The sequence below is a fragment of the Inquilinus sp. 2KB_23 genome (genome assembly GCF_052115705.1).
GTDB lineage: Bacteria > Pseudomonadota > Alphaproteobacteria > DSM-16000 > Inquilinaceae > Inquilinus > Inquilinus ginsengisoli_A.
The window spans coordinates 1-25,485 of sequence record NZ_JBFRHF010000006.1; the positions used below are offsets into that span (position 1 = coordinate 1).

22 protein-coding genes and 1 pseudogene are annotated in these 25,485 nt (G+C 70.5%); 7 read left to right on the forward strand and 16 right to left on the reverse strand.

Going from position 1 to position 25,485, the window contains the following annotated elements; genetic code table 11:
* The 3 genes and pseudogenes from AB4112_RS09220 to AB4112_RS09230 form a co-directional block, all read right to left on the reverse strand.
* Positions 1-421: pseudogene (locus tag AB4112_RS09220) on the reverse strand (NAD(P)(+) transhydrogenase (Re/Si-specific) subunit alpha); the annotation flags it as partial.
* A 155-nt stretch (positions 422-576) separates the two neighbouring features.
* Entirely contained in the window at positions 577-1,020 is a 444-nt protein-coding gene (locus AB4112_RS09225; protein ID WP_309800298.1) for a CBS domain-containing protein, read from the reverse strand.
* Between the two features lie 50 nt (positions 1,021-1,070).
* Positions 1,071-2,096: a 2-dehydropantoate 2-reductase gene (locus AB4112_RS09230; RefSeq protein ID WP_309800296.1), complete on the reverse strand. Its 1,026-nt coding sequence runs from the start codon at positions 2,094-2,096 to the stop codon at positions 1,071-1,073.
* A gap of 207 nt (positions 2,097-2,303) precedes the next feature.
* On the opposite strand from AB4112_RS09230, the gene AB4112_RS09235 reads away from it, so the two are divergent.
* Positions 2,304-2,993 carry a GntR family transcriptional regulator gene (locus AB4112_RS09235; protein WP_309800294.1) on the forward strand — a complete coding sequence of 230 codons (690 nt, stop codon included), beginning with the start codon at positions 2,304-2,306 and terminating at the stop codon, positions 2,991-2,993.
* Here AB4112_RS09235 and AB4112_RS09240 read toward each other — a convergent pair.
* The 3 genes from AB4112_RS09240 to AB4112_RS09250 all read right to left on the reverse strand — a co-directional run bounded on the left by AB4112_RS09240 (position 2,990) and on the right by AB4112_RS09250 (position 5,050).
* Positions 2,990-3,820 (reverse strand): DMT family transporter, encoded by an 831-nt coding sequence (locus AB4112_RS09240; RefSeq protein ID WP_309800293.1) that lies wholly within the window; start codon positions 3,818-3,820, stop codon positions 2,990-2,992. The two genes, AB4112_RS09235 and AB4112_RS09240, sit on opposite strands and share 4 nt — an antisense overlap.
* Entirely contained in the window at positions 3,817-4,404 is a 588-nt protein-coding gene (locus AB4112_RS09245) for a TetR/AcrR family transcriptional regulator (protein WP_309800291.1), read from the reverse strand. The genes AB4112_RS09240 and AB4112_RS09245 overlap by 4 nt, the downstream gene beginning before the upstream one ends.
* 97 nt (positions 4,405-4,501) lie before the next feature.
* Positions 4,502-5,050 carry a TetR/AcrR family transcriptional regulator gene (locus AB4112_RS09250; protein WP_309800289.1) on the reverse strand — a complete coding sequence of 183 codons (549 nt, stop codon included), beginning with the start codon at positions 5,048-5,050 and terminating at the stop codon, positions 4,502-4,504.
* A 75-nt stretch (positions 5,051-5,125) separates the two neighbouring features.
* Here AB4112_RS09250 and AB4112_RS09255 point away from each other — a divergent pair, with 75 nt between their 5' ends.
* The gene (locus AB4112_RS09255) at positions 5,126-5,890 is read left to right on the forward strand and encodes an SDR family NAD(P)-dependent oxidoreductase (protein ID WP_309800287.1); all 765 of its coding nucleotides are present in this window, start codon (positions 5,126-5,128) and stop codon (positions 5,888-5,890) included.
* 74 nt (positions 5,891-5,964) lie between these two features.
* Positions 5,965-6,342, forward strand: coding sequence for a hypothetical protein (locus AB4112_RS09260; RefSeq protein ID WP_309800285.1), 378 nt, complete (start codon positions 5,965-5,967; stop codon positions 6,340-6,342).
* A 22-nt stretch (positions 6,343-6,364) separates the two neighbouring features.
* On the opposite strand, the gene AB4112_RS09265 is transcribed toward AB4112_RS09260, so the two are convergent.
* The 10 genes from AB4112_RS09265 to AB4112_RS09310 all read right to left on the reverse strand — a co-directional run bounded on the left by AB4112_RS09265 (position 6,365) and on the right by AB4112_RS09310 (position 19,596).
* Complete coding sequence (locus AB4112_RS09265; RefSeq protein ID WP_309800283.1) at positions 6,365-7,615, reverse strand: alginate lyase family protein; 1,251 nt, start codon at positions 7,613-7,615, stop codon at positions 6,365-6,367.
* A 61-nt stretch (positions 7,616-7,676) separates the two neighbouring features.
* Entirely contained in the window at positions 7,677-8,555 is an 879-nt protein-coding gene (locus tag AB4112_RS09270) for an HpcH/HpaI aldolase/citrate lyase family protein (protein ID WP_441718831.1), read from the reverse strand.
* A 6-nt stretch (positions 8,556-8,561) separates the two neighbouring features.
* A complete protein-coding gene (locus tag AB4112_RS09275) occupies positions 8,562-10,646 on the reverse strand; it encodes an ADP-ribosylglycohydrolase family protein (RefSeq protein ID WP_441718834.1) in 2,085 nt (694 codons plus the stop codon).
* Positions 10,643-11,866, reverse strand: coding sequence for a CaiB/BaiF CoA transferase family protein (locus AB4112_RS09280; protein WP_309800278.1), 1,224 nt, complete (start codon positions 11,864-11,866; stop codon positions 10,643-10,645). The genes AB4112_RS09275 and AB4112_RS09280 overlap by 4 nt, the downstream gene beginning before the upstream one ends.
* The gene (locus AB4112_RS09285; RefSeq protein ID WP_441718837.1) at positions 11,859-13,967 is read right to left on the reverse strand and encodes an ADP-ribosylglycohydrolase family protein; all 2,109 of its coding nucleotides are present in this window, start codon (positions 13,965-13,967) and stop codon (positions 11,859-11,861) included. Before AB4112_RS09285 ends, AB4112_RS09280 begins: the two co-directional genes overlap by 8 nt.
* Before the next feature lie 17 nt (positions 13,968-13,984).
* Positions 13,985-15,202, reverse strand: a complete 1,218-nt coding sequence (locus AB4112_RS09290) for an ADP-ribosylglycohydrolase family protein (RefSeq protein WP_441718840.1) — start codon at positions 15,200-15,202, stop codon at positions 13,985-13,987.
* Positions 15,189-16,640: an extracellular solute-binding protein gene (locus AB4112_RS09295; protein WP_441718842.1), complete on the reverse strand. Its 1,452-nt coding sequence runs from the start codon at positions 16,638-16,640 to the stop codon at positions 15,189-15,191. The genes AB4112_RS09290 and AB4112_RS09295 overlap by 14 nt, the downstream gene beginning before the upstream one ends.
* 43 nt (positions 16,641-16,683) lie before the next feature.
* A complete protein-coding gene (locus AB4112_RS09300) occupies positions 16,684-17,583 on the reverse strand; it encodes a carbohydrate ABC transporter permease (protein WP_309800271.1) in 900 nt (299 codons plus the stop codon).
* Positions 17,583-18,545, reverse strand: coding sequence for an ABC transporter permease (locus AB4112_RS09305; protein WP_441718846.1), 963 nt, complete (start codon positions 18,543-18,545; stop codon positions 17,583-17,585). The genes AB4112_RS09300 and AB4112_RS09305 overlap by 1 nt, the downstream gene beginning before the upstream one ends.
* 1 nt (position 18,546) lies before the next feature.
* Positions 18,547-19,596, reverse strand: a complete 1,050-nt coding sequence (locus AB4112_RS09310) for a LacI family DNA-binding transcriptional regulator (RefSeq protein ID WP_441718849.1) — start codon at positions 19,594-19,596, stop codon at positions 18,547-18,549.
* Positions 19,597-20,125: 529 nt separating this feature from the next.
* Here AB4112_RS09310 and AB4112_RS09315 point away from each other — a divergent pair.
* The 4 genes from AB4112_RS09315 to AB4112_RS09330 are packed head-to-tail and all read left to right on the forward strand — an operon-like array spanning position 20,126 to position 25,450.
* Positions 20,126-20,323, forward strand: coding sequence for a DUF2934 domain-containing protein (locus AB4112_RS09315; protein ID WP_309800265.1), 198 nt, complete (start codon positions 20,126-20,128; stop codon positions 20,321-20,323).
* 42 nt (positions 20,324-20,365) lie between these two features.
* Positions 20,366-22,210 carry a malto-oligosyltrehalose trehalohydrolase gene (treZ, locus tag AB4112_RS09320; RefSeq protein WP_441718852.1) on the forward strand — a complete coding sequence of 615 codons (1,845 nt, stop codon included), beginning with the start codon at positions 20,366-20,368 and terminating at the stop codon, positions 22,208-22,210.
* The gene (treY, locus tag AB4112_RS09325; RefSeq protein WP_441718855.1) at positions 22,207-24,924 is read left to right on the forward strand and encodes a malto-oligosyltrehalose synthase; all 2,718 of its coding nucleotides are present in this window, start codon (positions 22,207-22,209) and stop codon (positions 24,922-24,924) included. Before treZ ends, treY begins: the two co-directional genes overlap by 4 nt.
* Complete coding sequence (locus tag AB4112_RS09330) at positions 24,914-25,450, forward strand: hypothetical protein (RefSeq protein ID WP_309800257.1); 537 nt, start codon at positions 24,914-24,916, stop codon at positions 25,448-25,450. Before treY ends, AB4112_RS09330 begins: the two co-directional genes overlap by 11 nt.
* The last annotated feature ends 35 nt before the right edge of the window (positions 25,451-25,485 follow it).

Sequence of the window (25,485 nt, forward strand, 5' to 3'; positions counted from 1 at the left end):
CCGACGCCGCCTCCAGCACCGCCCGATACCCCGCCAGGTTCGCCTGGCTCGACAGCACGTCCATCGACTGCGCCCGCGTGATCCGCGGCACCAGCTCCAAGGCAAAGCTCTCGATCCCGCCCGCGGCATAGGCCGTCAGGCTCTCCGCGTCGTCATAGGGCTCCAGGATGCCGATCAGCGTCGCGCCGCGCGGGATCAGCGACAGCTCGTCCAGCTCGCCCTCCCCCGCCCGCAGCGGACGCCGCACCTTCAGCACCACATCCGCGCCCGCCAGCGCCGCCGCCGCGTCCGGCACCACCTCGGCCCCCGCCGACCGGTACGCCTCGTCCGTCACCGCACTGCCCAGACCCGCGCCCGATTCCACCACCACCGTAGCGCCCAGGCCCACCAGCTTCTTCACGCTGTCCGCCGTCGCCGCCACACGGCGCTCCCCATCCCGCCGCTCCCGCAACACACCTATCCGCATGGACAGCAACTCCCCCACGCGGCCCGGAGTGCGGCGCCGCATTTTGCCCAGAGACAGGATCACCCGCGGCAGCGATCAGGCCGCCGCGGTGCAATCCGTGGAACCGGAAATCAGGCGTGGATCACGGCCGCTGCCTTCTCCTGCAGCGCCGGCGAGGCCTGCTGCAGGAAGTGGCGGATCAGGTCGCGGGCGCTGATCACCCCGACCAGGGTGTGATCCTCCATCACCGGCACGTGCCGGATGTGGTTCTCGTCCATCAGCCGCAGCACCGTCTCGATGCTGTCGCGCGGCTCGCAGCTGATCACCGTGCGGCCCATGAAGGCCGAGACCGGCATGGTCAGCGCCGCGGCGCCATGGGTGGCGAGCGCCTTGGCGACGTCGCGTTCGGAGAACACCCCGACCACGACATTGCCCTCGGTGCGGCACACCTCCTTGACCACCAGCGCGCCGATCACCTCCTTCGTCATCAGCGCGACGGCGGTGGCCACCGTCTCGCCGACGCGGATCATGATGATGCGCGTGTCCTTCTGGCGGAGAATGTCTTCGGCTCTCATGGCTGGGTTCCTCCTGGAGAAATCGGCTCTTGCGGCCGCTCGGGATCGGGTCAGGCCGGCACCAGCGCCGGCACGGGTTTGGCCACGGCCGACGCGGCGGGGCTGTAGAGGCCGGCAACGCCGGCGCGCTGCTGCACCAGGGCCAGGACGGTGTCGACGGTCGGGGTCGGCACCCCGACCATGCGGCCGAGTTCCTGGATCACGGTGACCAGCGGGTCGATCTCCATCGGCCGGCCGCGCTCGAGATCCTGCAGCATCGAGGTGCGGTGGGCGCCGACCGCGCCGGCGCCGTCGAGCCGGCGTTCGATGTCGACCCGGAAATGCACGCCCAGCCGGCCGCCGATCGCCTGCGCCTCGGCCATCATCCGCCGGGCGACGTCGCGGGTGCCGGCATCGCCGGTGATGATGTCGAGCGTGGCATGGGTCAGCGCGCTGATCGGGTTGAGGCAGAGGTTGCCCCACAGCTTCAGCCAGATCTCGTCGCGGATGTTGTCGCGGATCGGCGCCTGCAGCCCGCCCGCCTGCATCGCCTCATGCAGCGCGACGATGCGGTCCGACCGGCTGCCGTCGGGCTCGCCGATCGGGAACTTGTCGCCGTAATGGTGCTCGACCACGCCGGGCGCCACCACCTCCGTCGCCGGATAGACGATGCAGCCGATGCCGCGCTGCGGCCCCAGGCGGTTCCATTGCAGCGCGCCGGGATCGACGGTCTCGATGGTGCGGTTCTCGTATTCGCCGCCATGCCGGTAGAAGTACCAGTAGGGCAGGCCGTTCACCGCGGTGACGACGGCGGTGTCGGGCCCGAGCAGCGGCTGCATCGCCTCCACCACCCCCGGCACCGAATGGGCCTTGAGGCTGATCACGACATAATCCTGCGGCCCGAGATCGGCCGGGTTGTCGGTGCAGCGGATGCGGGCCGTGCGGATCTCGTCGTCGATCTTCAGCGTCAGGCCGTTCTGGCGCATCGCCTCGAGATGCAGGCCGCGGGCGACGAGGCTGACCTCGACCCCCGCACGATGGAGCTGGACGCCGAGATAGCCGCCGATGGCCCCGGCGCCATAGATGCAGAGTTTCATGGCCGCGCCTTCCTCCCGATTTCTTTGGAGTCAAAGGCCGCTGAGCAGCCGGCTGAAAGGCATGGTGGTATACAAAATACCTGCTGTCAATGCATCCAAGGGAGAAGGGCTGCGCTGGACTCTCGTCCACGGTATACTTGTGGCGGCTCGCACCCGGGGCTATAGCCGGAGGGAATGCCGGCCACGCAGGCGACAGAAGGGCCTCCGATGAGCTTTCCCCAGATCGACGTGAAGCCGCTCGACACCGAATCGAGCTTCCGGATCAAGGCCTACAAGGCGTTGAAGCAGGCCATCACCGAGATGGACATCTACGGCCATACGGCCGAGATCAAGCTGGAGGAGCGGCAGCTGAGCGAGATGCTGGGCGTCAGCCGCACCCCGATCCGCGAAGCGATGACGCTGCTGGAGCAGGAGGGCTTCGTCCGCTCCGTCCCCCGCCGCGGCATTTTCGTCATCCGCAAATCCAAGGCCGAGGTCCTGGAGATGATCACGGTGTGGGCGGCGCTGGAGGGCATGGCGGCGCGGCTGGCCACCCAGGTCGCCAGCGACGCCGCGATCCGCAAGCTGCACGACTATGTCGACGTGTTCCGCGACCGCGACCCGGAGGAGCATGTCAGCGAATACTCCGAGGCCAACATCGCCTTCCACAAGCAGATCATCCGGATCAGCGGCTGCCAGATGATCGTCGACATCACCGACAACCTGTTCATCCACATGCGCGGCATCCGCCGGGTGACGATCGGCCAGGACCATCGGGCCCAGCGCTCGGTGGTCGACCACCAGAAGATCGTCGCGGCGCTCGAGGCCCGCGACGCCGACCTGGCGGACCGGCTGGTGCGCGAGCACACGCTCGGCCTCGGCGAGCATGTGCGCAAGCATGGCGACTTTCTGAACTAGGCGCCGAGGCAGATGGCGCCGAGGGCGACGACGGCGCAGGCGCCGACGCGGCGGAGCGTCAGGGTCTCGCCGAGGAAAAGCCGGCCGATCAGGGCCGCGAACACGACGCTGGTTTCCCGCAGTGCCGAGATCGGTCCGACCGGCCCGAGGGCGAAGGCCGCGACCACGGCACCATAGGCCAGGAGCGACACCACGCCGCCGGCCAGGGCCTTCAGGGTCTCCGGCGAGCGCAGGTCCAGAGTCGGCTTGCCGCGGATCAGAGCGAAGGCGGCCGGCAGCAGCACGCCGTAGATCAACGAGATCCAAGCCGCATACACGATCGGGTTGCCGGCCTCGCGCACGCCGATCGCATCGACCGTGGTGTAGCCGGCGATGAACAGGCCCGTGGTCAGCGCCAGCACGATCGAACCCGTCGTCGCCCGCCCCTTGCCCAGGGAAAGGCTCATGATCCCGAGAGCCACGAGCACGACACCGGCGACCGCGCCAGGGGAGAGGGGCTGGCCGGCCAGCACGAAGCCGCCCAGCGTCACCAGCAGCGGCACGCTGCCCCGGACGATCGGATAGACCTGCCCCAACTCGCCGGACCGGTAGGCGGCGACCAGGAAGACGCTGTAGCCGACCTGGAGGCTGGAGGAGAGGATCAGGTACGGCCAGGCCGAGGGCGGCGGGCCGGGAAGGGCAAGGGCGACCGGAAGGGCGATGGCCGTCATCGCGAAGCTCATCACGGTGACTGTCCACAGCCGGTCGGCGCCGGTGCGGAGGACGGCGTTCCAGCTCGCATGCAGCATCGCGGCGAACAGCGCGAGGCCGATGACCGCCGCGCTCACGGGGCGCCCGCCGGCATGGCGATGAGGGCAGAAGCCGCCTGCCGCACGCTGCGGATGGCGTCGTCCCCCTGCCCCATCTGGGCCAGCAGGGTCGCCCCTTCGAGCAGCATGAACAGGGCTGCGGCGACGCCTTCGGCCCGATCGCCCGGCATGGTCTGTTCGAGAATGCGGCGCAGCCGCCGCCGGAAGCCGTTCTTGTGCTCGGCGACGGCGGCGAACACCGGATGTCCGGGATCGCCGAACTCGGCCAGGGCATGCGCGAACAGGCAGCCGTGGAAATCCGGGCTGCGGAACCAGCGCTCATACCAGTCGAGGATCGTGCCGATCTTCTGCCCGGGCGTCCCCGCAGTGCCCGCCAGGCGGTCGAGCTGGGCGTCGAACCGTTCAGCCCGGTATTGCAGAACCTCGACGATCAGGCCGTCCTTGCCGGGGAAGTGACGATACATCGTCATCTTCGCCACCTCCGCCTCGGCGATGATCCGGTCGATGCCGGTGGCGTGATAGCCGGCGCGCTTGAACAGCGCGTAGGCGGTTTCGACAATGTGCCGGCGCTTGTCGGCGGCGATCTGGGCGGAGGACGCCATGGAATTCACCAGAGGTGAGACAGGTCTGTCTCATACACACTGCATCCAATCGCATCCCTTCGTCAACGTGACTTCGCACCGGTATCGATCGCCGCCCCTACGGCGCGTCGGCCAGGCGCAGCACGGCGGCTTCGATCGACTGCGCCAGCGCCGGGTCGTCGCCCGCCCGCCGCAGCACGGCGGCGCCCACCATCGCGGCGAACACGGCCAGGGCCTTGTCGTCCGGCCTCTCGCCCGCGACCAGGTGGGCCAGCCGGCGCAGCCCGGCGGTGAAGGCCCGGCGCAACGGGCCGCCGGTGGGGGTGCGGGCGGCATCGCCGGCCAGGGTCGCCATCGGGCAGTCGTATCCGGATGGCTTGGGCGTGAAGTAGAATTCCGCCAGGCGGCGCAGCCGGCCGGCGGCATCCCCTTCCCCTGCAGCGCCCCAGGCCTGCCCGGCGCTGGCGAAGGCGTGGGCGCAGGCCTCGGCGGCGAGCCCGTCCTTCGATCCGAACTGGCGGTAGAACCCGCCATGGGTCAGCCCGGCCCCGGCCATCAACTCGGCGATGCCGACCCCGTCCAGCCCCTTGCGCCGGAACAGGACCGAGGCCGCCGCCACCACGGCCGCCCGGTTCTCCGCCGCCCGGTCCCGCGAGACCCTGCCCATTTTCGCCTCTTGCAAAATATATGACGAACATCATCTATTCACCGTTAGATGACGTCTATCATATAAGGATCGATCATGGGACTGCTAGAGGGCAAGGTGGCGCTGGTCACCGGCGGGACATCGGGCATCGGCCGCGCCAGCGCCGTGCTGTTCGCCCACGAGGGCGCCAAGGTGGCGCTGACCGGGCGCCGCGCGGCCGAGGGCGAGGCGGTGGTGGCGGAGATCGCGGCCGCGGGCGGCGAGGCGATCTTCATCCAGGCCGATCTGACAGAGATCGACGCCATTCCCAGCATTGTCGGCCAGGTGGTGGCGCGGTTCGGGCGGCTGGACGCCGCCTTCAACAATGCCGGCATCTCCGGCGGCGGCCCGATCGAGACGCTGGACGAGGCCCGTTGGGACAGCCTGATCGACACCAACCTCAAGGCCCATTTCTTCGCCCTGAAGGCCGAGGCCGCGCAGATGAAGAAGCAGGGCGGCGGCGGGGCGATCCTGTTCAACGGCTCGGTGCTCGCCAGCATCGCCCAGCCCGGCACCTCGATCTACAGCGCCAGCAAGGGCGGCATCGTCTCGCTGGCCCGGGCGGCGGCGGTGGAGCTGGGGCCGCACGGCATCCGCGTGAACTCGATCAATCCGTCGATCACCCGCACCGAGATGACGGCGGGCCGCATCGTCAAGAATGCGGACGGCACCGAATCCCATCCCCTCGCCTACGGCATCCCGCTGGGGCGGCTGGCGGACGCGGAGGAGATGGCCCAGGTCGCCCTGTTCCTGCTGTCGGACCGGGCCTCCTACGTCAACGGCCAGGCGCTGGTGGTCGATGGCGGCCAGAGCGCCGTCTGACCCACTGAGAAAGAGAGACAGAACGCCGGTCCCGGCGCGTGCCCGGACCGGCGATGCAATCCAAGGAAACCATCATGTCCAGGACATCTGCGATATCCGCCGCGAGACCTTCGACGCTCGGCCGTGCGGCCGGCATCCTCTCCGCCGCGGCGCTGCTCGGGGCCTTCGCCCTGCGCCCGGCCGCGGCGGAGGAGATCCCGCCCGGCGTCGGCCTGACCGCGACGCTCGATGCGGTGCATGTCAGCGTCAGCTACCTGCCGGCGGCGACCGGCTATGAGACCGTGGTCACGGCCGGGACCGAGGAGCCGGGCGGCATCGTCCGATTCGTCTCCACCCTGGCGCCGGGCCAGGAGGCCGTGGTCTCGGTCCCGCGCGGCCCGGGCCAGCCGGCGCTGGAGCTGCGCCTGCGCCGCATCGGCGACCGGCTGGAGCTGCAGCGGCCGGTGTCGTGAGGCCGGGCGCTGCTGCGGCCGCTCACTCCAGCGGCAGCAGCAGCGCATCGATCTGGCCGGGGTAGCGGGCCAGCAGGATGGCGGCCTTCTGCCGGAGGGCCGGGTCCTTGTAGGCCCGGACGGCGGCCAGCAGGTTGCCCAGGGCCTCGTCGACGCCGTCACCCGGCGTCAGCTCCGGATACGGCCAGGAGGGATCGAGGTTGCCGGCCGCGTTGATGTAGCCGGCGACGAAGCCGTACCCCGCCTTCAACCCGTGGCTGTCGAGGCTGAACTGCCAGAGGTCGGTCGGGTCGGTGTCGCCATTGGTCAGCCCGGCATCGACCAGTTCGGAATAGCGGCCAAGCTTGCTGAACGCCTGCAGGTTGAACTGGCTGTAGTGGTAGGGCCGGGTTCGCTCCAGCTCCGCCACCTGGCGGCCATCCATGTCGAACTGGCCGGCAACCCGGCGCAGCGCCGCGATCTTCAACTGCCGCTTGGCCAGGTCCGGCTGGTCGGTGAACAGCGAGAACGCCACCACCTGCGCGTCGTACCAGGTGCCATGGTTGTTGTGCCAGTTGCCTTCCTCGAAGCCGTTCTCGCTGGTCAGCAGCCACAGGTCGAAGATGCGGTACCACAGCTTGATCAGCTGGTAGTCGACCTCGCGCAGCGCGTTGCTGGGGCGGATCAGCTCGACCGCGTCCATCACGTCGATGAAGGCGCGGCTGTCGATGATGCCGATGCCGCGGCCGTTGACGATGCCGGGGATGGCCTGGGCATAGGTCATGTTCGGGTTCATCCGCGTCGCCGGCGCGACGAACCACACGCGCAGCATCTCGGCCGCCTTCACCGCGTATTTCGGGTCGCGGGTGAAGGTGTAGGCCAGCGCCAGGCTGCGGACATCGCCGCTGAAACTGGCCAGGCGCACGCTGTCGGTGGCGTCGGTCTTGCTGTCCGGGTTGGTCTGGCCGTCGCGGCGGATGTAGGGCAACCCGTTCGGCGTGTCCGGGTTGGGCCACCAATAGGGGCCGAAGCTGAAATAGTCGTGCTTGCTGCCGGAGGCCGGGGTCAGCGTCTTGGCGGTGACCGACGGGTTCGCCTTGGCCAACGCCGCATCGGCCTTCTTCAGCAGCGCGACATAGGACGGTTGGTAGAGCGGATCGGCGGCCGCGATCTTCGCCCGCGCCTGGGCCAGTTCGACCGGATCATAGGTAAACCAGCGCGACTGCGCCGCAACGGCGGGCGTGGCCGCCACGAACAAGGCAAAGATGGTGCAGGCGAATGCCGCAGCACGCATGGTCGATCCCCCCGATTATGGACAATTATCCTATCGAGTAGATCGCGCTGCGCGATTCGGCTCAATCCCTTTCGGTCTCCGCCACCCCCGCGCGGGCCAGCACCCGGCGGGCGCGGGCGACGACCGGGGCGTCGACCATGCGGCCGTCGACCTTGGCCGTCCCCTGCCCCTGCAGCAAGGCCGCGACGATGCGCCGGGCCCGGTCGACCGCCGCCGCATCCGGGGTGAAGGCCTGGTTCAGCACCGCCACCTGGGCCGGATGGATGCAGCTGGCGCCCTCGAAGCCCTGGCGCACCGCCTCCTCCGCGGCGCGGCGCAGGGCATCGAGGTCGTCGATCCCGGCCAGCGAGCCCATCAGCCCCAGCGGCAGCAGCCCGGCGCCACGCGCCGCCAACAGCACCTGCTGCTGCGCCAGCCGCAGCACCGCGGAATCGGGCTCGGCACCAATCTCGGCCGACAGGTCCTCGGTGCCGCAGACCAGGGCCAGGGTGCGCGGCGTGGCGGCGGCGATTTCGGCCCGACGGTCGAGGCCGCGCAGGGTCTCGACCAGCGGGATCAGCCGGGTCCAGCCTTCGGGCCGCCCGGCCTCGCGTTCCAGCTCGTCGAGCCGGTCGGCGATCAGGCGCAGCCATTGCCCGTCCTCGGTCTTGGGCACCAGCAGGCCGTCGGCGCCGGCCCGCACCGCGGCGGCGATGTCCTCCGCGGCATGGGCCAGGCAGCTGTTGATGCGGACCAAGACCCGCGCCCCCGCCGCGCCGACCAGCGGCACCGCCGCGGCCAGGGCCGCGCGGGCCGCCGGCTTGGCGGATTCGGCGACGCCGTCCTCGAGGTCGAGGATCACGGCATCGGCCCCCCGCGCCGCCGCGCCAGCGACGAAGCGCTCGCGGTCGGCCGGAACATAGAGAAGGGAGCGCAGGCGGCGGAATCGGGTCTCGGTCATGGCGGCTCAGCCGACCTCCACGGCAGTGAAGCGGGTGTGGGCGCCGCCCCAGTTGGCGAGCCCGATCTGCCCGGTCATATGGGGCCGGTCGTCGGTCCAGTCGAACCCGGCCGAATCGCCGTCGCCGGTGACGGCGCAGCGCAGGGTGGGACCGGCGGCGGCGATGTCCAGGCGGTAGGACCGGCCATGCGTCCAGGCGAAGGGCACGGATCGGACCGGGTGCGCCTCGCCCTGCTTGCGGAACAGGGTCAGGCGGCCGTCATCGGTCAGCGCCAGGGCGTAGCTGCGGCGGGCGCCCTGCACCCGAGCCAGCACGGCATGAGCCGGCCCGGCGATCGGGACCAGGGTGACGGATACGGTGAGGTCCCGCCAGTCGATGTCGCCGGTGTAGCTTTCCGACGGGCCCGGGCCACTGCCGTGATAGGCGCCGTCCTCCAGCCGCCAGGCGCCGCGCAGCCGGGTCCATTGGCTGATGCCGCCGCTCTCCGGCCGCTCCCGGGCGAAGCTGGTGGAGAAGCGCGGCGCGCCGTCCCAATCCAGCCAGGCCAGCTGCATCGACCCCGCCTCCCAGGTCCCGCCCAGGTTGCGCAGCACCACGCCGACCTCGGACAGGCAGGCATCGGCCAGCGCCGGGATGTCGAAGGCGAGATCCTGCCATTCGCCGGGCCGCAGCGGCGCGCCTTCGGCCTGGTGGTGCCGGTCGTGATTGTCGTCGCGGACATAGAGGGCGGCGCGCAACGACGGCGGCGCATCGGGCGGTATCCACAGCCGCGCCGACACCCGCTGGCCGGGATGAAGCAGCGGCGAGAAGCTGGCGCCGTAGAAATTGCCGCTGAGCTCCGACGGCCTGATGTAGCTGCGCGTCGACAGCCGGACCTCGCCGGTGCCGCCGAGCTTGCGGATCGTGGTCGAGAGCGCGCCGGCCGGGTCGGCCTCGGTCGACCGCCGCCATTCGATCGGCCGGCCCAGCCCGCCGGTCGCCCGGGCCTGGAAGCCGCCCATCGAGCCGGCGTAGCGGAGATGGCGGCACGGCCGCCGCGGCCCCCCCTCGGCGCCGGCCAGACGGCGGCCGAGCCGGCACAGCAGGTCGGCACCCTGTGGCGCGGTCATCAGGTTGCGGCCGCCGACCAGGCCGGCATTGATCAGGATGTCGTTGAGCGGGCGGCGCCAGGCGAGGTCGATGCCCTCGGTGCCGACGGCGACGCCCATCACCGCGCCGACATTGCCGGCGTTGCAGTCGGTGTCCCAGCCGGCCATGGCGGCGATGCGCAACGCCCGGCTGAAATCGCCGCCGCCATACAGCAGGGCCAGGACGATGATGCCGGCGTTGGGGACGATCGGCACGGTGCCGAAATAGCGGTCATAGCCGAATTCGGCCTGCAGCACGGCGAAAGCCGCCCGCCAGTCCTGTGGGTGCCGGCGATGCGTCGCGACCATGGCGCGGACCACGGCGGCGTAGTCGCCATCGGCCGGGATCTGCGCCAGCCCGGCACGGATCAGCGCCGCCGGGTCGCGCTCGGCGAAGGCGGCGCTGACCATGGCGGCGACGAAGCGGGCACCGTGCAACGCCGTGCCGTCCCAGGACACGCTGGCCGCGCGCTCCGACAGGTCGGCGGCGAGGCCGGGGCGGCCCGGCGCCATCAGGCCCCAGATGTCGGCGAAGATCTGGCCGCCGATCTCCTCCGCCACCAGCCGGCCGTTCAGCGAGGCCGAGCCCGACAGCGGCGCCGGGATCCCGGCGGCGAGGTTGACATAGGCGGTGTGCATCGCGGCGACGCCATAGCCGCCCCACCACAGCGTGCCCTGCTGGTCGGCCAGATGGTTCAGCCAGCCCTCGGCCACCTGCTGCGGCGTGATCTCCGCCGAAGCGCCGCAATCATCGAAGATCCGGGCCAGCATCATCGAGAAGGCGGTGTCGTCGTCCGGCTTGAAGAAGCGACCGTCATCCTCGCTGAGATAAAACTCCAGCGCGCCGACATGCTGGCGGATCTGGGCCTCGGTCCAGTTCTCCAGCGGGGCGCCGAAGCGGACGCCGATGCATTTGCCGAGCCAGCCGGCATAGACCCGGTCGTCATAGCCGGCCGGAATCATCCCAGCGCCCCCGCCGCGCGCAGAGCCTCGATCTCCGGGGTCGAGAAGCCGGCCTGGCGCAGCACCGCCTCGGCGTCGGCGCCGACCTCCGGCGCGACATGGCGGATGGCGCCCGGCGTGGCCGACAGCCGGGGCAGCACATTGTGCACCGGCACGCTGCCGAGGTCGCGGTCGGGGATCGCCACCACCACCTCGCGCTCGATCACATGGTCGTCATCCATGAAATCGGCGATGTCGTGCACCGGGCCGACGGTGATGCCTTCGGCCCGGAAGGTCGCCAGGGCCACGTCGCGGTCGCGGGCGCCGATCCATTCGCCGATCACGGCATCCAGCATCACCCGGTTGCGCACCCGGTCGGCGTTGGTGGCGAAGCGCGGATCGCGGGCCAGGGCGTCGCCGCCGACCAGCAGCAGGATCCGCTTGGCCATGCGCTCGGTCGACCCCGACATGGCGATCCAGCGACCGTCACGGGTCTTGTAGACGTTGCGCGGCGCGCTGTTGCCCGAGGCGCTGCCGGTGCGTTCCTTGACCTCGCCGGTGACGGCCCAACTGCCGGCCTCCGGCCCCAGCACCCCGTACATCGCCTCCAGCAGCGACAGGTCGATCACCTGGCCGCGGGCCATGCCGCGGTCGCGCGCCCGCAGCGCCGCCAGCACCGCCTTGGCGCCGTGCAGGCCGGCGATCATGTCGGCCAGGGCCAGCGGCGGTAGCACCGGCTCGCGGTCGGCGAAACCGTTGCGCGAGGCGAAGCCGGACATCGCCTCGACCAGCGTGCCGAAGCCCGGCAGCCGGCTGGCCGGCCCGGTCTGGCCGAAGCCGGAGATGCGCACCAGGATCAGGTCCGGCGCCATCGCCAGCAGCCGGTCGGGCGCCAGCCCCATCTCCTCCAGCACACCCGGGCGGAAGTTCTCGATCAGCACATCGGCGGTCGGGATCAGCCGCTCCAGCGCCGCCATGCCCTCCGGCTTGCGCAGGTCGAGCACCAAGGACAGCTTGTTGCGCGACAGCTCCTTCCAATAGAGGCTGTGGCCCTTCACCTTCCAGTCGCGCAGCGGGTCGCCGCCCGGCGGCTCGACCTTGATCACCTCGGCGCCGAAATCCGCCAGTTCCAGCCCCAGGGCGTTGCCGGCGACCACGCGCGACAGGTCGAGCACGCGGATGCCGGACAGCGGGCCCTGGTGGTCGGGCACGATCCGGGCAGGGCGCGGCGCATCAGCCATGGGCGGTCTCCACGATCTCGATCGCGCCGGCCTGCATGCGGCCGGCCGAGGCCATGCGCAGGCCGACCATGCCATAGGCCAGGGTGCCGTCGCGGGCCTCCAGCAGCGGCGTGCCGTCGACCGACAGCACCAAGTGGTCGCCCATCGCCTGCAGCGCCAGGCTGTAGCTGCGGCCGAGATCGCGCTTGAAGGGTGCGCGGGCCAGCACGGTCTCGCCGAAGTCGCGGCGCAGGATCGCGACCTCGCCGGCCGAGACGAAGCCGGCGGCGTAGCCGCGCTCGTTGCCCTGGCCGCGGGCGCAGACCAGGTGGCTTTCGCCGGCCAGCGGCGTCACCGCCGCCGTCACCGTGAGGTCGCGGGCGTAGGCGTGGCCGGTCCACAGGTCGGCATCGGTCGCGGTCAGGGCGTGGATGCGGCCATCCTCGACCCGCCAGATGCCGCGGTTCCAGCTGCAGCCGGTGATGCCACCCCATTCATTGGCGGCGATCGCGGGGTCGAGCCGGGCCGAGCCGGGGCCGGAGACGCTGAACTCGTCGACGAAGATCCGACCGAGGAACTTCAGCCGGCCGAAATACTCGACCTTGAAGCCGATCTCGTCGATCGCCTCGCCGCCGGTCTCCGGCACGGTGAAGCGCAGCTCCTGCCACTCGCCGGTCCCGGGCTGGGTCCAGGCGCCGATCTCGTCGATGATGCCGCTCATGGCGCGGCGGACATAGGGCACGAGGCGGAGATGGCCGTCGCCCTCCCACGGGTCGAGCCACAGGCGCAGCACCGCCTGCTGCCCGGTCGCCACCACCGGCGAGAACATCGGGCGGTAGCGTTCGTCGTCGAAATCGCTGCGGCGGTAGAACGGCTTCCAGAAGATGCGGCCGCCGTCGCCGCGCTCCAGCCGGTCCAGCAGGGCGCAGAGCGACCCCCGCCCGGTGGCCTTGCGCTCGTCCGACCAGGACAGGGCGATGCGGTTGTCCGGCGCGGTGCGGAAGCCGTGGGTCGACCCGGGCAGGTCGAAGTCGAAGCGGACGCCCCGCCGCTCCATATCCGCGACCCAGTCCGCCGGCGGCTCCTGCCCCGCCAGGCGGTGGGCCAGCACCGCCAGCTCGCGGCAGAAGCTGGGGATGTCGACGATGTTGAGCGACCCGGTGACGCCGGAGGCGACGATGCTGTCGTTGATCGGCTTGCGGTAGTGCGGGGCGACACCGGCGATGCCGGCCAGGGTGCCGGTGATGGCCCCGGCGTTGCCGGCGTTGCAGTCGGTGTCCCAGCCGCCCATGGTCGCGATCTCGACCGTGCGCGACAGGTCGCCCTGGCCGTAGAGCAGGGACAGGATCAAGAGGCCGGCATTCGGGATGATGTGGCAGACGCCGGGGTAGCGGTCATAGCCGAACTCCAGCTCCAGCATCCGCCGGCAGGCGCGCCAATCCTCCGACTGCGCCTGGTGCATGGCCTGCACAGCGCGGGCGACGCGGGCGTATTCGCTGCCGGTCGGAATGGTGGCGAGGCCGGCTTCCACCACCTCCTCGATCGTCCTGGCCGTGAAGGCCCGGGCGATGGCGGCGGCGACGAAGCGGGCGCCGTGCAGGCCGTTGCCGTCATGCGAGACGCTGGCGGCGCGGGCGGCGAGGTCGGCGGCGCGGGCTGGGTCGCCCGGGCACACCCAGCCCCAGGAATCGACGAAGATCTGGCCGCCGATCTGTTCCGCGATCACGGCACCGTTGCGGGCGATCGAGCCGGAGTCCGGCGCCGGGATGCCGGCCTGCAGGTTGGCGAAGGCGGTGTGTTCGGTCGAGACGCCATAGCCGCCCCACCAGAACATGCCATGCTGTTCGGCGGCGTAGTTCAGCCAGGTGCGGCCGACATCCTCAGGTGTCGGGTCGAGGCCGAAATCGCGCAGCGCCCGGATGAAGTAGATCGGCCCGTTGGTGTCGTCGTCGGCGGCGAAGTTCTTGAAGTCGCGGAGATAGCCGGTGATCTCGCCATAGGTCTTCTCGATCCGGTCCCAGGTCCAGATCGTCGGTTCGACCGGGGCGCCGAGGCGCACGCCGATGGCCTTGCCGAGGAAGCCGGCATAGATGCGGTCGATTGTGTCGGTGGGGATGGGCATTCCGGGCTTTCGTCTGGTCAGCGGCCGGCGGCGGCGCGGGCCGGCGGATGGGGGTCGACGGCCAGCGCGAGGCGCTGGGCGTCGCGGGCGCGGCTGCGGTCGAGGTCGGCGGCGAGGATGGCGGCGACGGCGCCGTGGAAGCGGTCGGCCTCGGCCGTCAGGTCGAAGCGGTTGGCCTGGTCCAGCAGGTCGCGGTCGGCAGGGTCGATCACCGCCTCGCCCTGAATCGCGCCGAGGATGGCGCCGGCCATGCAGCCGATCGAATCGGTGTCGCGGCCGGAGTTGACGCCGTCGAGGATCGAGGCGCGGAAGTCGCCGCCATTGACCAGGCAGAAGCCCAGCGCCAGCGGCAGCTCCTCGATCGCGCGCAGCCGCGACGGGGTGTAGTCGTGGGTCGGCAGCCCGGCCTTGTCGGGCCGGCGGTGGACGTCGTCGCCCATGCTGGAGTAGCGGCCGATGATCGCCTGGAACTCCTCGGTCACCCGGGCGTGGTCGGCGCGATGCGGCTTCAGCCGGTGCGCCGCCTCGGCGATGTCGGCGATGGCGGCGCGGGTGCCGTCCTTGGCCAGGCCGATTGCCGCCTCGACCACCGCCTCGATGGTGGTGCCGGGCACCATGGCGGCGGCGACGCAGGCGGCCAGCACCCCCGCCGCCTCCAGCCCATAGCTGTGCTGGTGGCCGGCGGCGAGGTCGATGGCCTCGTCATAGGCCCCCCGCGGGTCGCAGGCGTTCACCACCCCAACCGGGGCGATGTACATGGCGGCGCCGCAATTGACCATGTTGCCGATGCCGCCCTCGCGCGGGTCGCAATTGGCCAGCTGATGGCGCTGGAAGATCCACTTCTCCGGATAGAACAGCCGCTCGATCAGCATGGTCTCGCGCTGCATCTCGGGGATCCAGCGCGGCGTCCAGGCGATCTGGCGGACCATGCCGCCGGCCATGTCCCAGGCGTCGAGATGGCGGCCCTCCTCCTCATAGACCGCCATCAGGCACAGCGTCATCAGCGTGTCGTCGGTGATGATGCCGCGGCCGCGGATCCGGCCGCCGCGGCCCGCCTCCGGCTCGGCCATGCGGTGCCATTCGACGTCGAGCGAGGTCACCCGGCCGTAGCGCTGCCGGATCTCGGCGGCCGACAGCTTCTCGACCGTCGCCCCCATGGCATCGCCGAAGGCGACGCCATGCAGCAGCCCGCGGATCCGGCCCTTGAGCGAGAGCGCGGCGTCAGTTGGTGCCATTCAGCTTGGTCCTCGCATATTCGGTGACGGCGGTGCCGCCATTGGCGTTCCAGTCGGCGACGTAGTCGCCCCACTTCTCCATCGGCAGTTCGCCGGACACGAACTTCCAGACATAGCTGCGGTAGATGTTTTCCAGCGCATCGAGCTGGGCGGTGTAGTCGCTGGGGAAGACGAAGCTGTCGTCCGGCGAATAGAATTTCTGGGCGATGGCGATCGATTTCTCGGCCTGGGCCGACAGCAGCGGCGCGGGCGGCGTCCAGGCCTCCGGCTGGGCGATCAGGAAGCGCGGGTACCAGGTGCTCATCTTGTCGGTGGTCTTGACGGTGCCGCCGTCCTTGACCCATTCCTCGCCCTCGAAGCCCATGCGGTCGATCTGCTGGCCTTGCGGGCTGGCCATGAAGTCCAGCAGCGCCACCACATCGTCCTTGTGCTCGGACAGGGCCGACATGGCGAAGCCGCGGCTTTCCCGGCTGACGTCGACGGCGCGCAGGCCTTGCCCGCCCGGGCCCTTCGGCGGGTCCAGCGGCACCAGGTTCACGCCCGGATGCACCTGGCGCATCTTGCCCTGGTAGATGTCGATGTTGACGCCGACCACGCCGAGGACCACCCCGACCCGGCCGGAGTAGAACTTGTCCTCGCGGGTGTCCCATTTGGTGGTGATGAAGTCGGGGTCGAGCAGGCCTTCGGCAAACAGCTTGTGGTAGAAGGCGATCTTGTCGCGTTCCTGGGTCGAGACGCGGGCACTGATCCACTGGCCCGACGGATCCTTGATCCAAGTGGCGGTGACGCCGAAGGCCTGGTTGAAGATCTCGTCCAACTCGTCGGTCGCACCGGCGGGCGGGATGGTGGCCACCGTGATGCCCCAGGTGTCCTTCTTGCCGTCGCCGTCGAGATCGGAATCGACGATCTTGCGGAACAGCGCCTCCCAGTCATCCAGCGTCTGCGGCGCCGGCAGGCCGGTCTTCTCCAGCCAATCCTGGCGGATCACGCCGACCTTGGCCCGCACCGGGAATGGGTAGATCAGATAGGGATAGTTCTCGAGCCGCGGCTTGTTGTGGGCCCACAGCGCCTGCTTAAGATGCGGCGCCTTCTCCAGCCAGGGGCGCCAATCCTCGAGCAGCCCCTGCTCGACGATCTTCTGGTCGCCGCCCTGGAAGTAGATCAGGTCCGGGATGTCGCCCGACAGCAGCATCAGCGACAGCTTGTCGGCATAGCCGCCGGGGGGCAGGTCGACCAGCTCCAGCTTCACCGGATGGCCCTGCGCCGCCATGCCGGCCTCGATCGCCGCCAGCAGCTTGACGTCGTCGGGGTTCGAGTTGGTGAAGTCCTTGCTGACGATGCGGATCGTGGCCGGGTCGGCGGCCCAGGCCGACGGCCCGGAGGTGAGAGCAGCAGCGAACACCAGGGCCAGAGCGGGTCCCAGAAGCGTCTTGGTCATCGCGATTCCTCCATGATTTCTTGTTTGTGGACCATGGCGTGGGTCATCCCTTGACCGCCCCGCTCATGGTGCCCTTGGTGAAGAACTTCAGGATCAGCGGATAGATCGCCAGCACCGGCAGCAGGGTCAGGATGATCATCCCGGCCTTGAGCGCCCGCAGGTCGATCTGGCTGCCGCCGGTGTAGTTGTTCATAGCGTCGATGCCGACCATCAGCGACTTGTCGCCTTCGACCACGAACTGGCGCAGCACCACCTGCAGCGGCCATTTCCCGGGGTCGTTCAGGTAGATCATCGCCCGGAAATACTCGTTCCAGTGCAGCACGGTGTAGAACAGGGTGATGGTGGCGATCGCCGGCAGCGCCAGCGGCGCCACCACGTACCACAGGGTCTGCAGCGGCGACGCGCCCTCCATCTCCGCCGCCTCGATCAATTCCTTCGGGATCTCCTCGAAGAAGCGGATCAGCACGATCAGGTACCAGGCGAAGACGCCGCGGTAGAGGATGACCGACCAGTAGGAGTTGAGCAGGCCGATCTGCTTCATCACCAGGTAGTCCGGCACCACGCCGGGGTCGAACACCACGGTCACCAGGATGAAGATCAGGATCGCCCGCCGCCCCGGCAGCCCCGGCCGCGACAGGGCCCAGGCCATCAGCGTGGTGGCGACCACGTTGATGACGGTGCCGGCGACCGTGATCAGCAGGCTGTTGCCCAGCCCGGCCAGCACCTGGGGATGGGTCAGCAGCACCCGCCACACGTCGAGCGAGAAGCCCTCCGGCAGGATGGCGAGGCCGCTCATCCCCGGCACCTTGGCGCCGTCGGACAGCGAGACCGCTAGCAGGTTCAGGATCGGCTGGACCGTCACCACCACCATCAGCAGCAGGGTCGAGCAGATGATGGCGTATTCGATGCGCTCGAACGGGGTGCGGCGGATGCGGGAGGCCATCACCACACCCCCTTGCCGGTCAGGCGCTTGGAGACGAGATGGGCGCCCAGGATCATGGCCATGCCGATCACGCCCTTGAACAGCCCGGCGGCGGTGGCATAGGCGTATTCGCCGCCGATGATCCCCATGCGGTAGACATAGGTGTCGAGGATGTCGATCCGGTCACGGATCGCGTCGTTGGAGAAGTTGAACACCTGGTCGAAGCCGGCGCTCATGAAGCCGCCGAGGTTGAGGATGAACACCGTCGCCATGGTCGGCACCAGCGCCGGCAGGGTGACGTGGCGGATCTTCTGCCAGCGCCCGGCGCCGTCGATCGTCGCCGCGTCGTACAGCCCGGGGTCGATGGTCATGATCGCGGCCAGGAACAGCAGCGAATCCCACCCGGCGCTGCGCCACATCTCGGAGACCACCAGGACCCAGAGGATGCTGCCGCTCGAGGTCATGAACGGGATCGGCGCCATGCCGACCAGGCCGAGCAGGTCGTTGACCGTGCCGTCGATCGGCGACAGCACGGCGATGAAGACGCCGGCGATGACGATCCAGGACAGGAAGTGCGGCAGGTAGATCGCCGACTGGACGAAGCGGCGGTAGCGGCGGCCCTGCACCTCGTTCACCAGCAGCGCCACGATCACCGGCACCGGGAACAGCAGCACCAGCTTCATGGCGCTGATCAGCACGGTGTTCCACAGCACCTGGGTGAACACCGGGCTGTCGAACAGCAGGCGGAAATGCTTCAGCCCGACCCAGAGGCTGGGGCCGATGATGCGGTAGTCCTGGAACGCCAGCTTGGTCTGCCAGATCGGCAGGTAATGGAAGACGACGAAGTACAGGATGCCCGGCAGCAGCATCAGGTAGTAGCCGCGCCAACGCCAGGCGCGGCGCAAGGCCGATGGCCTGGTCACCTTGGGAACGTTCCCATGGGCGGTAGCCAAGGTCGGGGTGGTGTCGCCGATGCCGGTCATGTCAGGCGCTCTTCTTCCGCGCCGGGCTGACGCTGCGGCGCGGTGCGGCGACCGAGGCGCGCTCGACCACCCGGCAGGGCAGCACGGTGCGCACGGTGTCGCCGGCGCCGTCGATCTCGGCCAGCAGCAGGCGGGTCGCCTCCACCCCCATGTCGTAGCGCGGCTTGTCGACCGTGGTCAGGCCGGGATCGGTGAAGCTGCCGGCCTCGACCCCGTCCATGCCCATGATCGAGATGTCGCGCGGGCAGGCCAGGCCGGCGGCCCGGGCGGCCAGGATGGCGCCGACCGCCATCATGTCGTTGGCGGCGAAGACCGCGGTCATGCGGCCGCCCTCGCGCTCGACCAGCCGTGTCATCGCCGCCTGGCCGGATTCGACGGTGTAGTCGCCCTCGTCCATCGGCAGCGCCGAGGCGTCGAAGCCGTGGCGCTGCCAATGGGCCTGTGCCTCGGTGACGAAACGGGTGCGCGCCACCCGCCGGTCGCGGCCGTTGACCAGCCCGATATGGCGGTGCCCGGCGGCGATCAGGTGGTCGAGGGCCAGGCGCACGCCCTGGGCGACGTCGCTGCGCACGCTGCTGTATTCGGGAAAGCGCTCGCCGCTGGAGCCGATGACGACGACCGGCGCCTCGGTCTGGCGCAGCAGCCCGCTGTCGTCGGTGGCGGGGTTGAGGATGATGCCGTCGACCCGGGCCTGGCGCAGCACCTGCAGGTGCCGGCGCTCACGCTCCGCATCCCAGTCGGAGCTGAAGATCAGCAGCGACCGCTTCTCGGCCTCGGCCTTGTCCTGGGCGCCGCGGGCGAGATCGGCCCAGAACGGGTTGGAGATGTCGGGGATGACCAGGCCCAGGGTGCGGCTGCGGCCGGTGCGCAGGCCGAAGGCCAGGTGGTTGCGCTCGTAGCCGGATTGCTGGACCGCCTCTTCCACCCGCCGGCGGGTCTCGGCATGCACCGCGCCGATGCCGGACAACACCCGCGCCACCGTCGTCTTCGACACGCCGGACAGGCGGGCGACGTCGATGATGGTGGGTTGGCGGTCGCGCTTGCCGTTCAAGGAGGTCTCCCATTGGATCGGCTTTTTGTCTGCAGCCGGCCTTTGCCCCATGGAATGGGGTGTGGGAACGTTACCAATCTCTTGCTCCGCCCGTCAAGCGGGCATCGCCTGCGGGGATTATGGGCAGTCCATCCCGGTCCTGGAAGGACTATTTTCCCACATCCGGATTGGCACCGAATTTTCCCATCGGCCGGCGGAACCCGATCTTGCCGTCGCTATTGTCCTGGTGAGGCCATGCGTGCGGGCGCACCGCGCCGTTCGGATGGCCTCCCGAGATCCCGAAACTTGGATGGCGCAGCCTCTGGTGCGCCCGCCCCGGGGACGGACCGGCAAAATTCGCGGAGCTTCCGGGCGGCGCGGACTATTTGCCGGACAATATTCGATGTGAGTCCGGATGTAAGTTTGGCACAATTTATCAGCGGACATACGATCTACATTTTACAAAACGTTAACACTTTCCAGCGGGAATAGAGAACATGTAGCAACCATATCATTGGACATCGGTCCAATACTCGGATGGGAGACGCAGATGAGCGACGATCGAGAGAGCCGGATCCGGCAGAAAGCCTACGAAATCTGGGAGCAGCTGGGCCGGCCGGAAGGCCAGGAGCAGGACCACTGGATCCGGGCCGAGGCGGAGATCCAGGTGGACGAGACCGAGAGCACGGCCGGCGTGCCCGAGGGCGCCGAGGACCTTGGCCCGAAGATTGCGTCGAACCGTGGCTGAGGACAGCCCGAAGCTGCCCGGTGCGACCGGGGAGAGCCCGCAGTGACCCCTTCGGCGGCCGCCCAAAGGCCCGACATCGCCGAGGCGGTGGGCTCGACACATGACCTGCCGTTCGGCGCCCAGCTTCGGGCCGACGGCAGCGTGCGCTTCCGCCTGTGGGCACCGGGGGTGGACGGCATCACGCTGGTGCTGGGCGAGGAGCTCCCGGACTTGCCGCTCGACCGCCAGGACGACGGTTGGTTCGGCCTGACCGTGCCGGCGGTGCCGGCCGGCACGCCCTATCGCTACCGGCTGCCGGATGGAACCGAAGTGCCCGACCCGGCCTCGCGCCACCAGCGGGGCGGGCCGCTGGGCCCGTCGATCGTGTGGGATCCGCAGGGCTATGCCTGGCGCGCACAAGGCTGGCGCGGCCGGCCGTGGCACGAGGCGGTGATCTACGAGCTGCATTGCGGCGCCATCGGCCGGCCCGGCGGCTTCGCCGGCGTCATCCGGCGCCTGGACGACCTCGCCCGGCTGGGCGTCACCGCGATCGAGCTGATGCCGGTCGCCGATTTCGTCGGGTCGCGCGGCTGGGGCTATGACGGGGTGCTGCCCTTCGCCCCGGCGTCGGTCTACGGCGCGCCGGACGAGCTGAAGCAGCTGGTCGATGCCGCGCATGAGCGCGGGCTGATGGTGCTGCTCGACGTCGTCTACAACCATTTCGGCCCGGCCGGGAACTTCCTCGGCCACTACGCCGGCGCCTTCTTCGACGGGTCGAGGGTCACGCCCTGGGGGCCGGCGATCGACTTCGCCAGGCCCCAGGTGCGCGCCTTCTTCCGGCACAACGCCCTGTACTGGCTGGAGGAGTTCCGCTTCGACGGGCTGCGCTTCGACGCCGTGCATGCGATCGAGGATGCGGCCCAGCCCGACATCCTGACCGAGATCGCCGCGGCGGCGCGCGCCGCCCTGCCCGACCGGCACATCCACCTGATCCTGGAGAACGACCGCAACGAGGCCCGCCGCCTGATCGGCACGCCCGGCCCGGCGGCGCGGTTCGAGGCGCAGTGGAACGATGACTTCCACCACGCCGCCCATGTCGTGCTGACCGGCGAGACCGACGGTTACTACGCCGACTATGCCCACGACCCGGTGGTGCGGCTGGGTCGGGCGCTGGCCGAAGGCTTCGTCTACCAGGGCGACTGGTCGGAGCGCCGGGGCGAATCCCGGGGCGAGCCGAGCGCGCATCTGCCGCCGGCCGCCTTCGTCGACTTCCTGCAGAACCACGACCAGATCGGCAACCGCGCTTTGGGCGACCGGCTGACCGCCCTGGCAGCGCCGGAGGCGGTCGAGGCCATGACCGCGCTGCTGCTGCTGTCGCCGCACATCCCGCTGCTGTTCATGGGCGAGGAATGGGGCAGCCGCCAGCCCTTCCCGTTCTTCTGCGACTTCGAGGGCGAGCTGGCGGATGTGGTGCGGCAGGGCCGCCGCGAGGAGTTCGCGCAGTTCGCCGGCTTCGACGATGCGGCGGCGCTGCCGGATGCGCTGGACCCCGACACCTTCGACAGCGCGGTGCTGGCCCCGGCCGAGGACGACGCCGCGGCCGCCCTGCGGCTGGAACTGGTCGGCACCCTGCTGGCGCTGCGCCACCGGGTGATCGTGCCGCTGCTGGCGGATCGCCGGATCGGCCCCGGCATCAACCGCAGCCGGGACCGGATGCTGGATGTGGCCTGGATGCTGTCCGGCGGCGGCTGGCTGCGCATCGTCGCGCATCTGGCTCCCGGGCCTGGTCCGGCCTGGGAGAAGCCGGCCGGCGAGATCGTCTATGAAAGCGTGGCCGGCCTCGCCGGGTCCCTGCCAGGCGGGATCGCCGGCTGGGGCCTGGTCGCGGCCCTGGAGCAGCCGGCATGACCGCCCTTCCGCCCGGCCCGCCGCGCGCCACCGCGCGGCTGCAGATCCATGCCGGCTTCACCCTGGACGATGCCCGCGCCGCCCTGCCCTATCTGGCGCGGCTGGGGATCAGCCATGTGTACGCCTCGCCGCTGCTCGCCGCCCGTCCCGGCTCGGCCCATGGCTACGACACCATCGACCCGTCCCGGATCGACCCGGAGCGCGGCGGCGAGGACGGTTTCGAGCGCTTCACGGCGGCGTTGCGCAACCACAGCCTGGGCCTGATCCTCGACATCGTGCCGAACCACATGGCGACCGGGCCGGACAATGCCTGGTGGATGGACGTGCTGGAATGGGGCCGGTCCAGCCCGCATGCCGCAGTGTTCGACATCGATTGGGACGCCCCGGCGCAGCCCGGCCGGGTGCTGCTGCCGATCCTGGGCCAGCCTTATGGCACGGCCTTGAAAGAGGGCGACGTCGCCCTGCGCTTCGATGCCGCCCTCGGCCGGTTCAGCATCGAGGTGCCGGGCCTGTCGCTGCCGCTGGCCGGCGCCAGCACCGCCCTGCCCCTGGCGCAGGCGGCGACCCAGGCCACGGGGCCATCGGCGGACCAGCTGACCGCCCTGGCCGACCTGTTCCAGGCGTTGCCGCCGGACGGCCGGGGCCAGGCCGAGATGCTGCGCGGGGGCCTGGCGGCCCTGGTCGCGCGTGATCCCGGCGCCGCCGCGGCGATCGCGGAGGCCGTCGCGCGACAAACCCCGGATGACCTGCACCGGCTGCTCGAGCGCCAGCATTACCGCTTGGCCCATTGGCGGGTGGCGGCGGCGGAGATCAACTACCGCCGCTTCTTCGACATCGACGACCTGATTGCGGTGCGGATCGAGGATCCCGACGTCTTCGCCGCCACCCACCGGCGAATCCTCGATGCGGTGGCCGCCGGCCAGGTCCAGGGCCTGCGCATCGACCACATCGACGGGCTGGCCGATCCCGCCGGCTACCTCGCGCGGCTGCGCCAGGCGATCGACGCGGCCAAGCCCGACGGCGCCCCGCTGTATCTCGTGGTCGAGAAGATCCTGGCCGACGGCGAGGACCTGCCCGCGGTGTGGCCGGTCGACGGCACCACCGGCTACGAGATCGCCAACGCGATCCATGCGGTGCAGGTCGACGGCAATGCGCGCGGCGCCCTGACCGCCGCCTATGCCCGCTTCACCGGCGACACCGCGACCATGGACGACACCATCCGGCGCTGCCGCCAGGCGGTGATCGCCGGCACCCTCGCCGCGCCGTTCGAGGCGCTGGTCGGCGCCGTCGACCGGCTGGCGCGGGCCGACTGGCCCTGGCGCGACCTGACCCGCGGCGCGATCCGCGAGGCCCTGGCGGCGGTGATCGAGCGGCTGACCGCCTATCGCAGCTATCTCGGCGGCGCCGGCGACGGCACCGCCTTCGGGCTGGAATCCGCGATCGCCGGCGCCCGCGAGGCCCTGCCGCCGGACGCCGCCCGGGCGCTGGGGCTGGTCGCCGAGCTGGTGACCGGGCGCAGCCGGGCAGACGGCGCCAGCGCCATCCTGTGCCGGTTCCAGCAGCTGACCGGCGCCGTCGCCGCCAAGGCGGTCGAGGACACCGCCTTCTACCGCCACTTTCCCCTGGTCTCGCTGAACGAGGTCGGCGGCACGCCCGAGCGCTTCGGCCTGCCGGTCGACGAATTCCATGCCGCCTTCGCCCGGCGCCAGCAGGATTGGCCGGACGCGCTGTCCTCGCTGTCGACCCATGACCACAAGCGCGGCGCCGATGTCCGCGCCCGGCTGGCGGCGCTGAGCGAGCTGGCACCGGACTGGGAGGCCGGGCTGGCGGCCTGGTCGGCGGCGCTGGCGCCGCATCGCGGCGGCGGCAACGACCGGCCGGTGCCGAGCCGGCGGCACGAGCACCTGTTCTACCAGACCGTGATCGGCACCTGGCCGCTGGGCGGCATGGCCGCCGACTATCCCGACCGGATCGTCGCCTACCTCTTGAAGGCCGCGCGCGAAGGCAAGGACGAGACCGGCTGGACCGACCCGGATGCCGCCTATGAGGCCGGGCTGGATCGGTTCGTCCGCGCCGCCCTGGACCCGGCGCGCGGCGGTGCCTTCCTGGCCGCCATCGCCCCCTTCGCCGAACGCGTCGCGCGGGTCGGCGCGGTCAACGGCCTGGCCCAGCTGGCGATGCAGCTGACCCTGCCCGGCGTGCCCGACCTGTACCAGGGCACCGAGGATTGGGACCTGTCGCTGGTGGACCCCGACAACCGCCGCCCGGTCGATTTTATGGGCCTGGCCGAAAGGCTGGAGCAGGTGGCCGAGGCCGACCCGCACGCGCTCGCCGCCGATTGGCCGGACGGCCGGATCAAGCACTGGCTGGCGGCGCGGCTGCTGCGGCACCGCCGCGACGACCCCGCCCTGTTCGCCCGCGGCGCCTACGCGCCGGTGGCGGCGTCGGGCCCGGCCGCGGCACATGTCGTGGCCTGGCGCCGGTCGCTGGGCGACCGCCACATCGTCGTGGCCGTGCCGCGGCTGGTGGCCGGCCGGCTGAATGGCGGGTTGGGCCTGACCGGATTCGCCGGCACCACGCTGCAGCTGCCGCGCGTGGACAATGGGGGGGATGGCAGAGAGCAAGTCCCGGGGGGTGTGCCGCTCGATCTGGGCCGTCCGTTCGAGCGGTTGCCGATCTTCGTGCGACACCTTGGAGAGAGCCATGGTCAATAGAGTGCTGCGCCTGATCTCGAGCCCCGACACCGCACGCGAGGTCCATCCCGGCGTGCCGCTGGTCCGCACCCCGGCGGCGGCCGAGCCGCAGCGCGAGCATTTCGAGCGGCTGGGGTTGGCCGTCGCCATCGTCGGCGCCGACCGGGTCGAGCTGACCGGATGCTTCGCCGAGCGGGTGGACATCCGGGTGGTCGCCCGCCCGCCCGAGGAGGAGGACGACCCGAACCCGGTGGTGTGGGATGTGCTGGGCCATTGGCGCAGGCGCCGGCGGCTGTGCCTGCAGCCCACCGATGTCGACGAATGGCTGGGGCTGCGCGGCATCGATGCCTTCGCCCTGCTGCGCGGCCTGCGGAACGATGCGCTGGCCGAGGCGTTGGGTGTTGCGGTGGTGACCGATGCCTTCGAGCATCGGGGCCGCCGGGTGATCAACCCGTTCCGCGACCGCTTCGGCAACGAGACCAGCCCGGCGAGCGAATACGGCGTGGATTACCGGATGTGGCGGTCACGCTGGCGCGACGGGCTGTAGGGCCCGCGCTGGCGCGACGGCCTGTGAGACGCCCG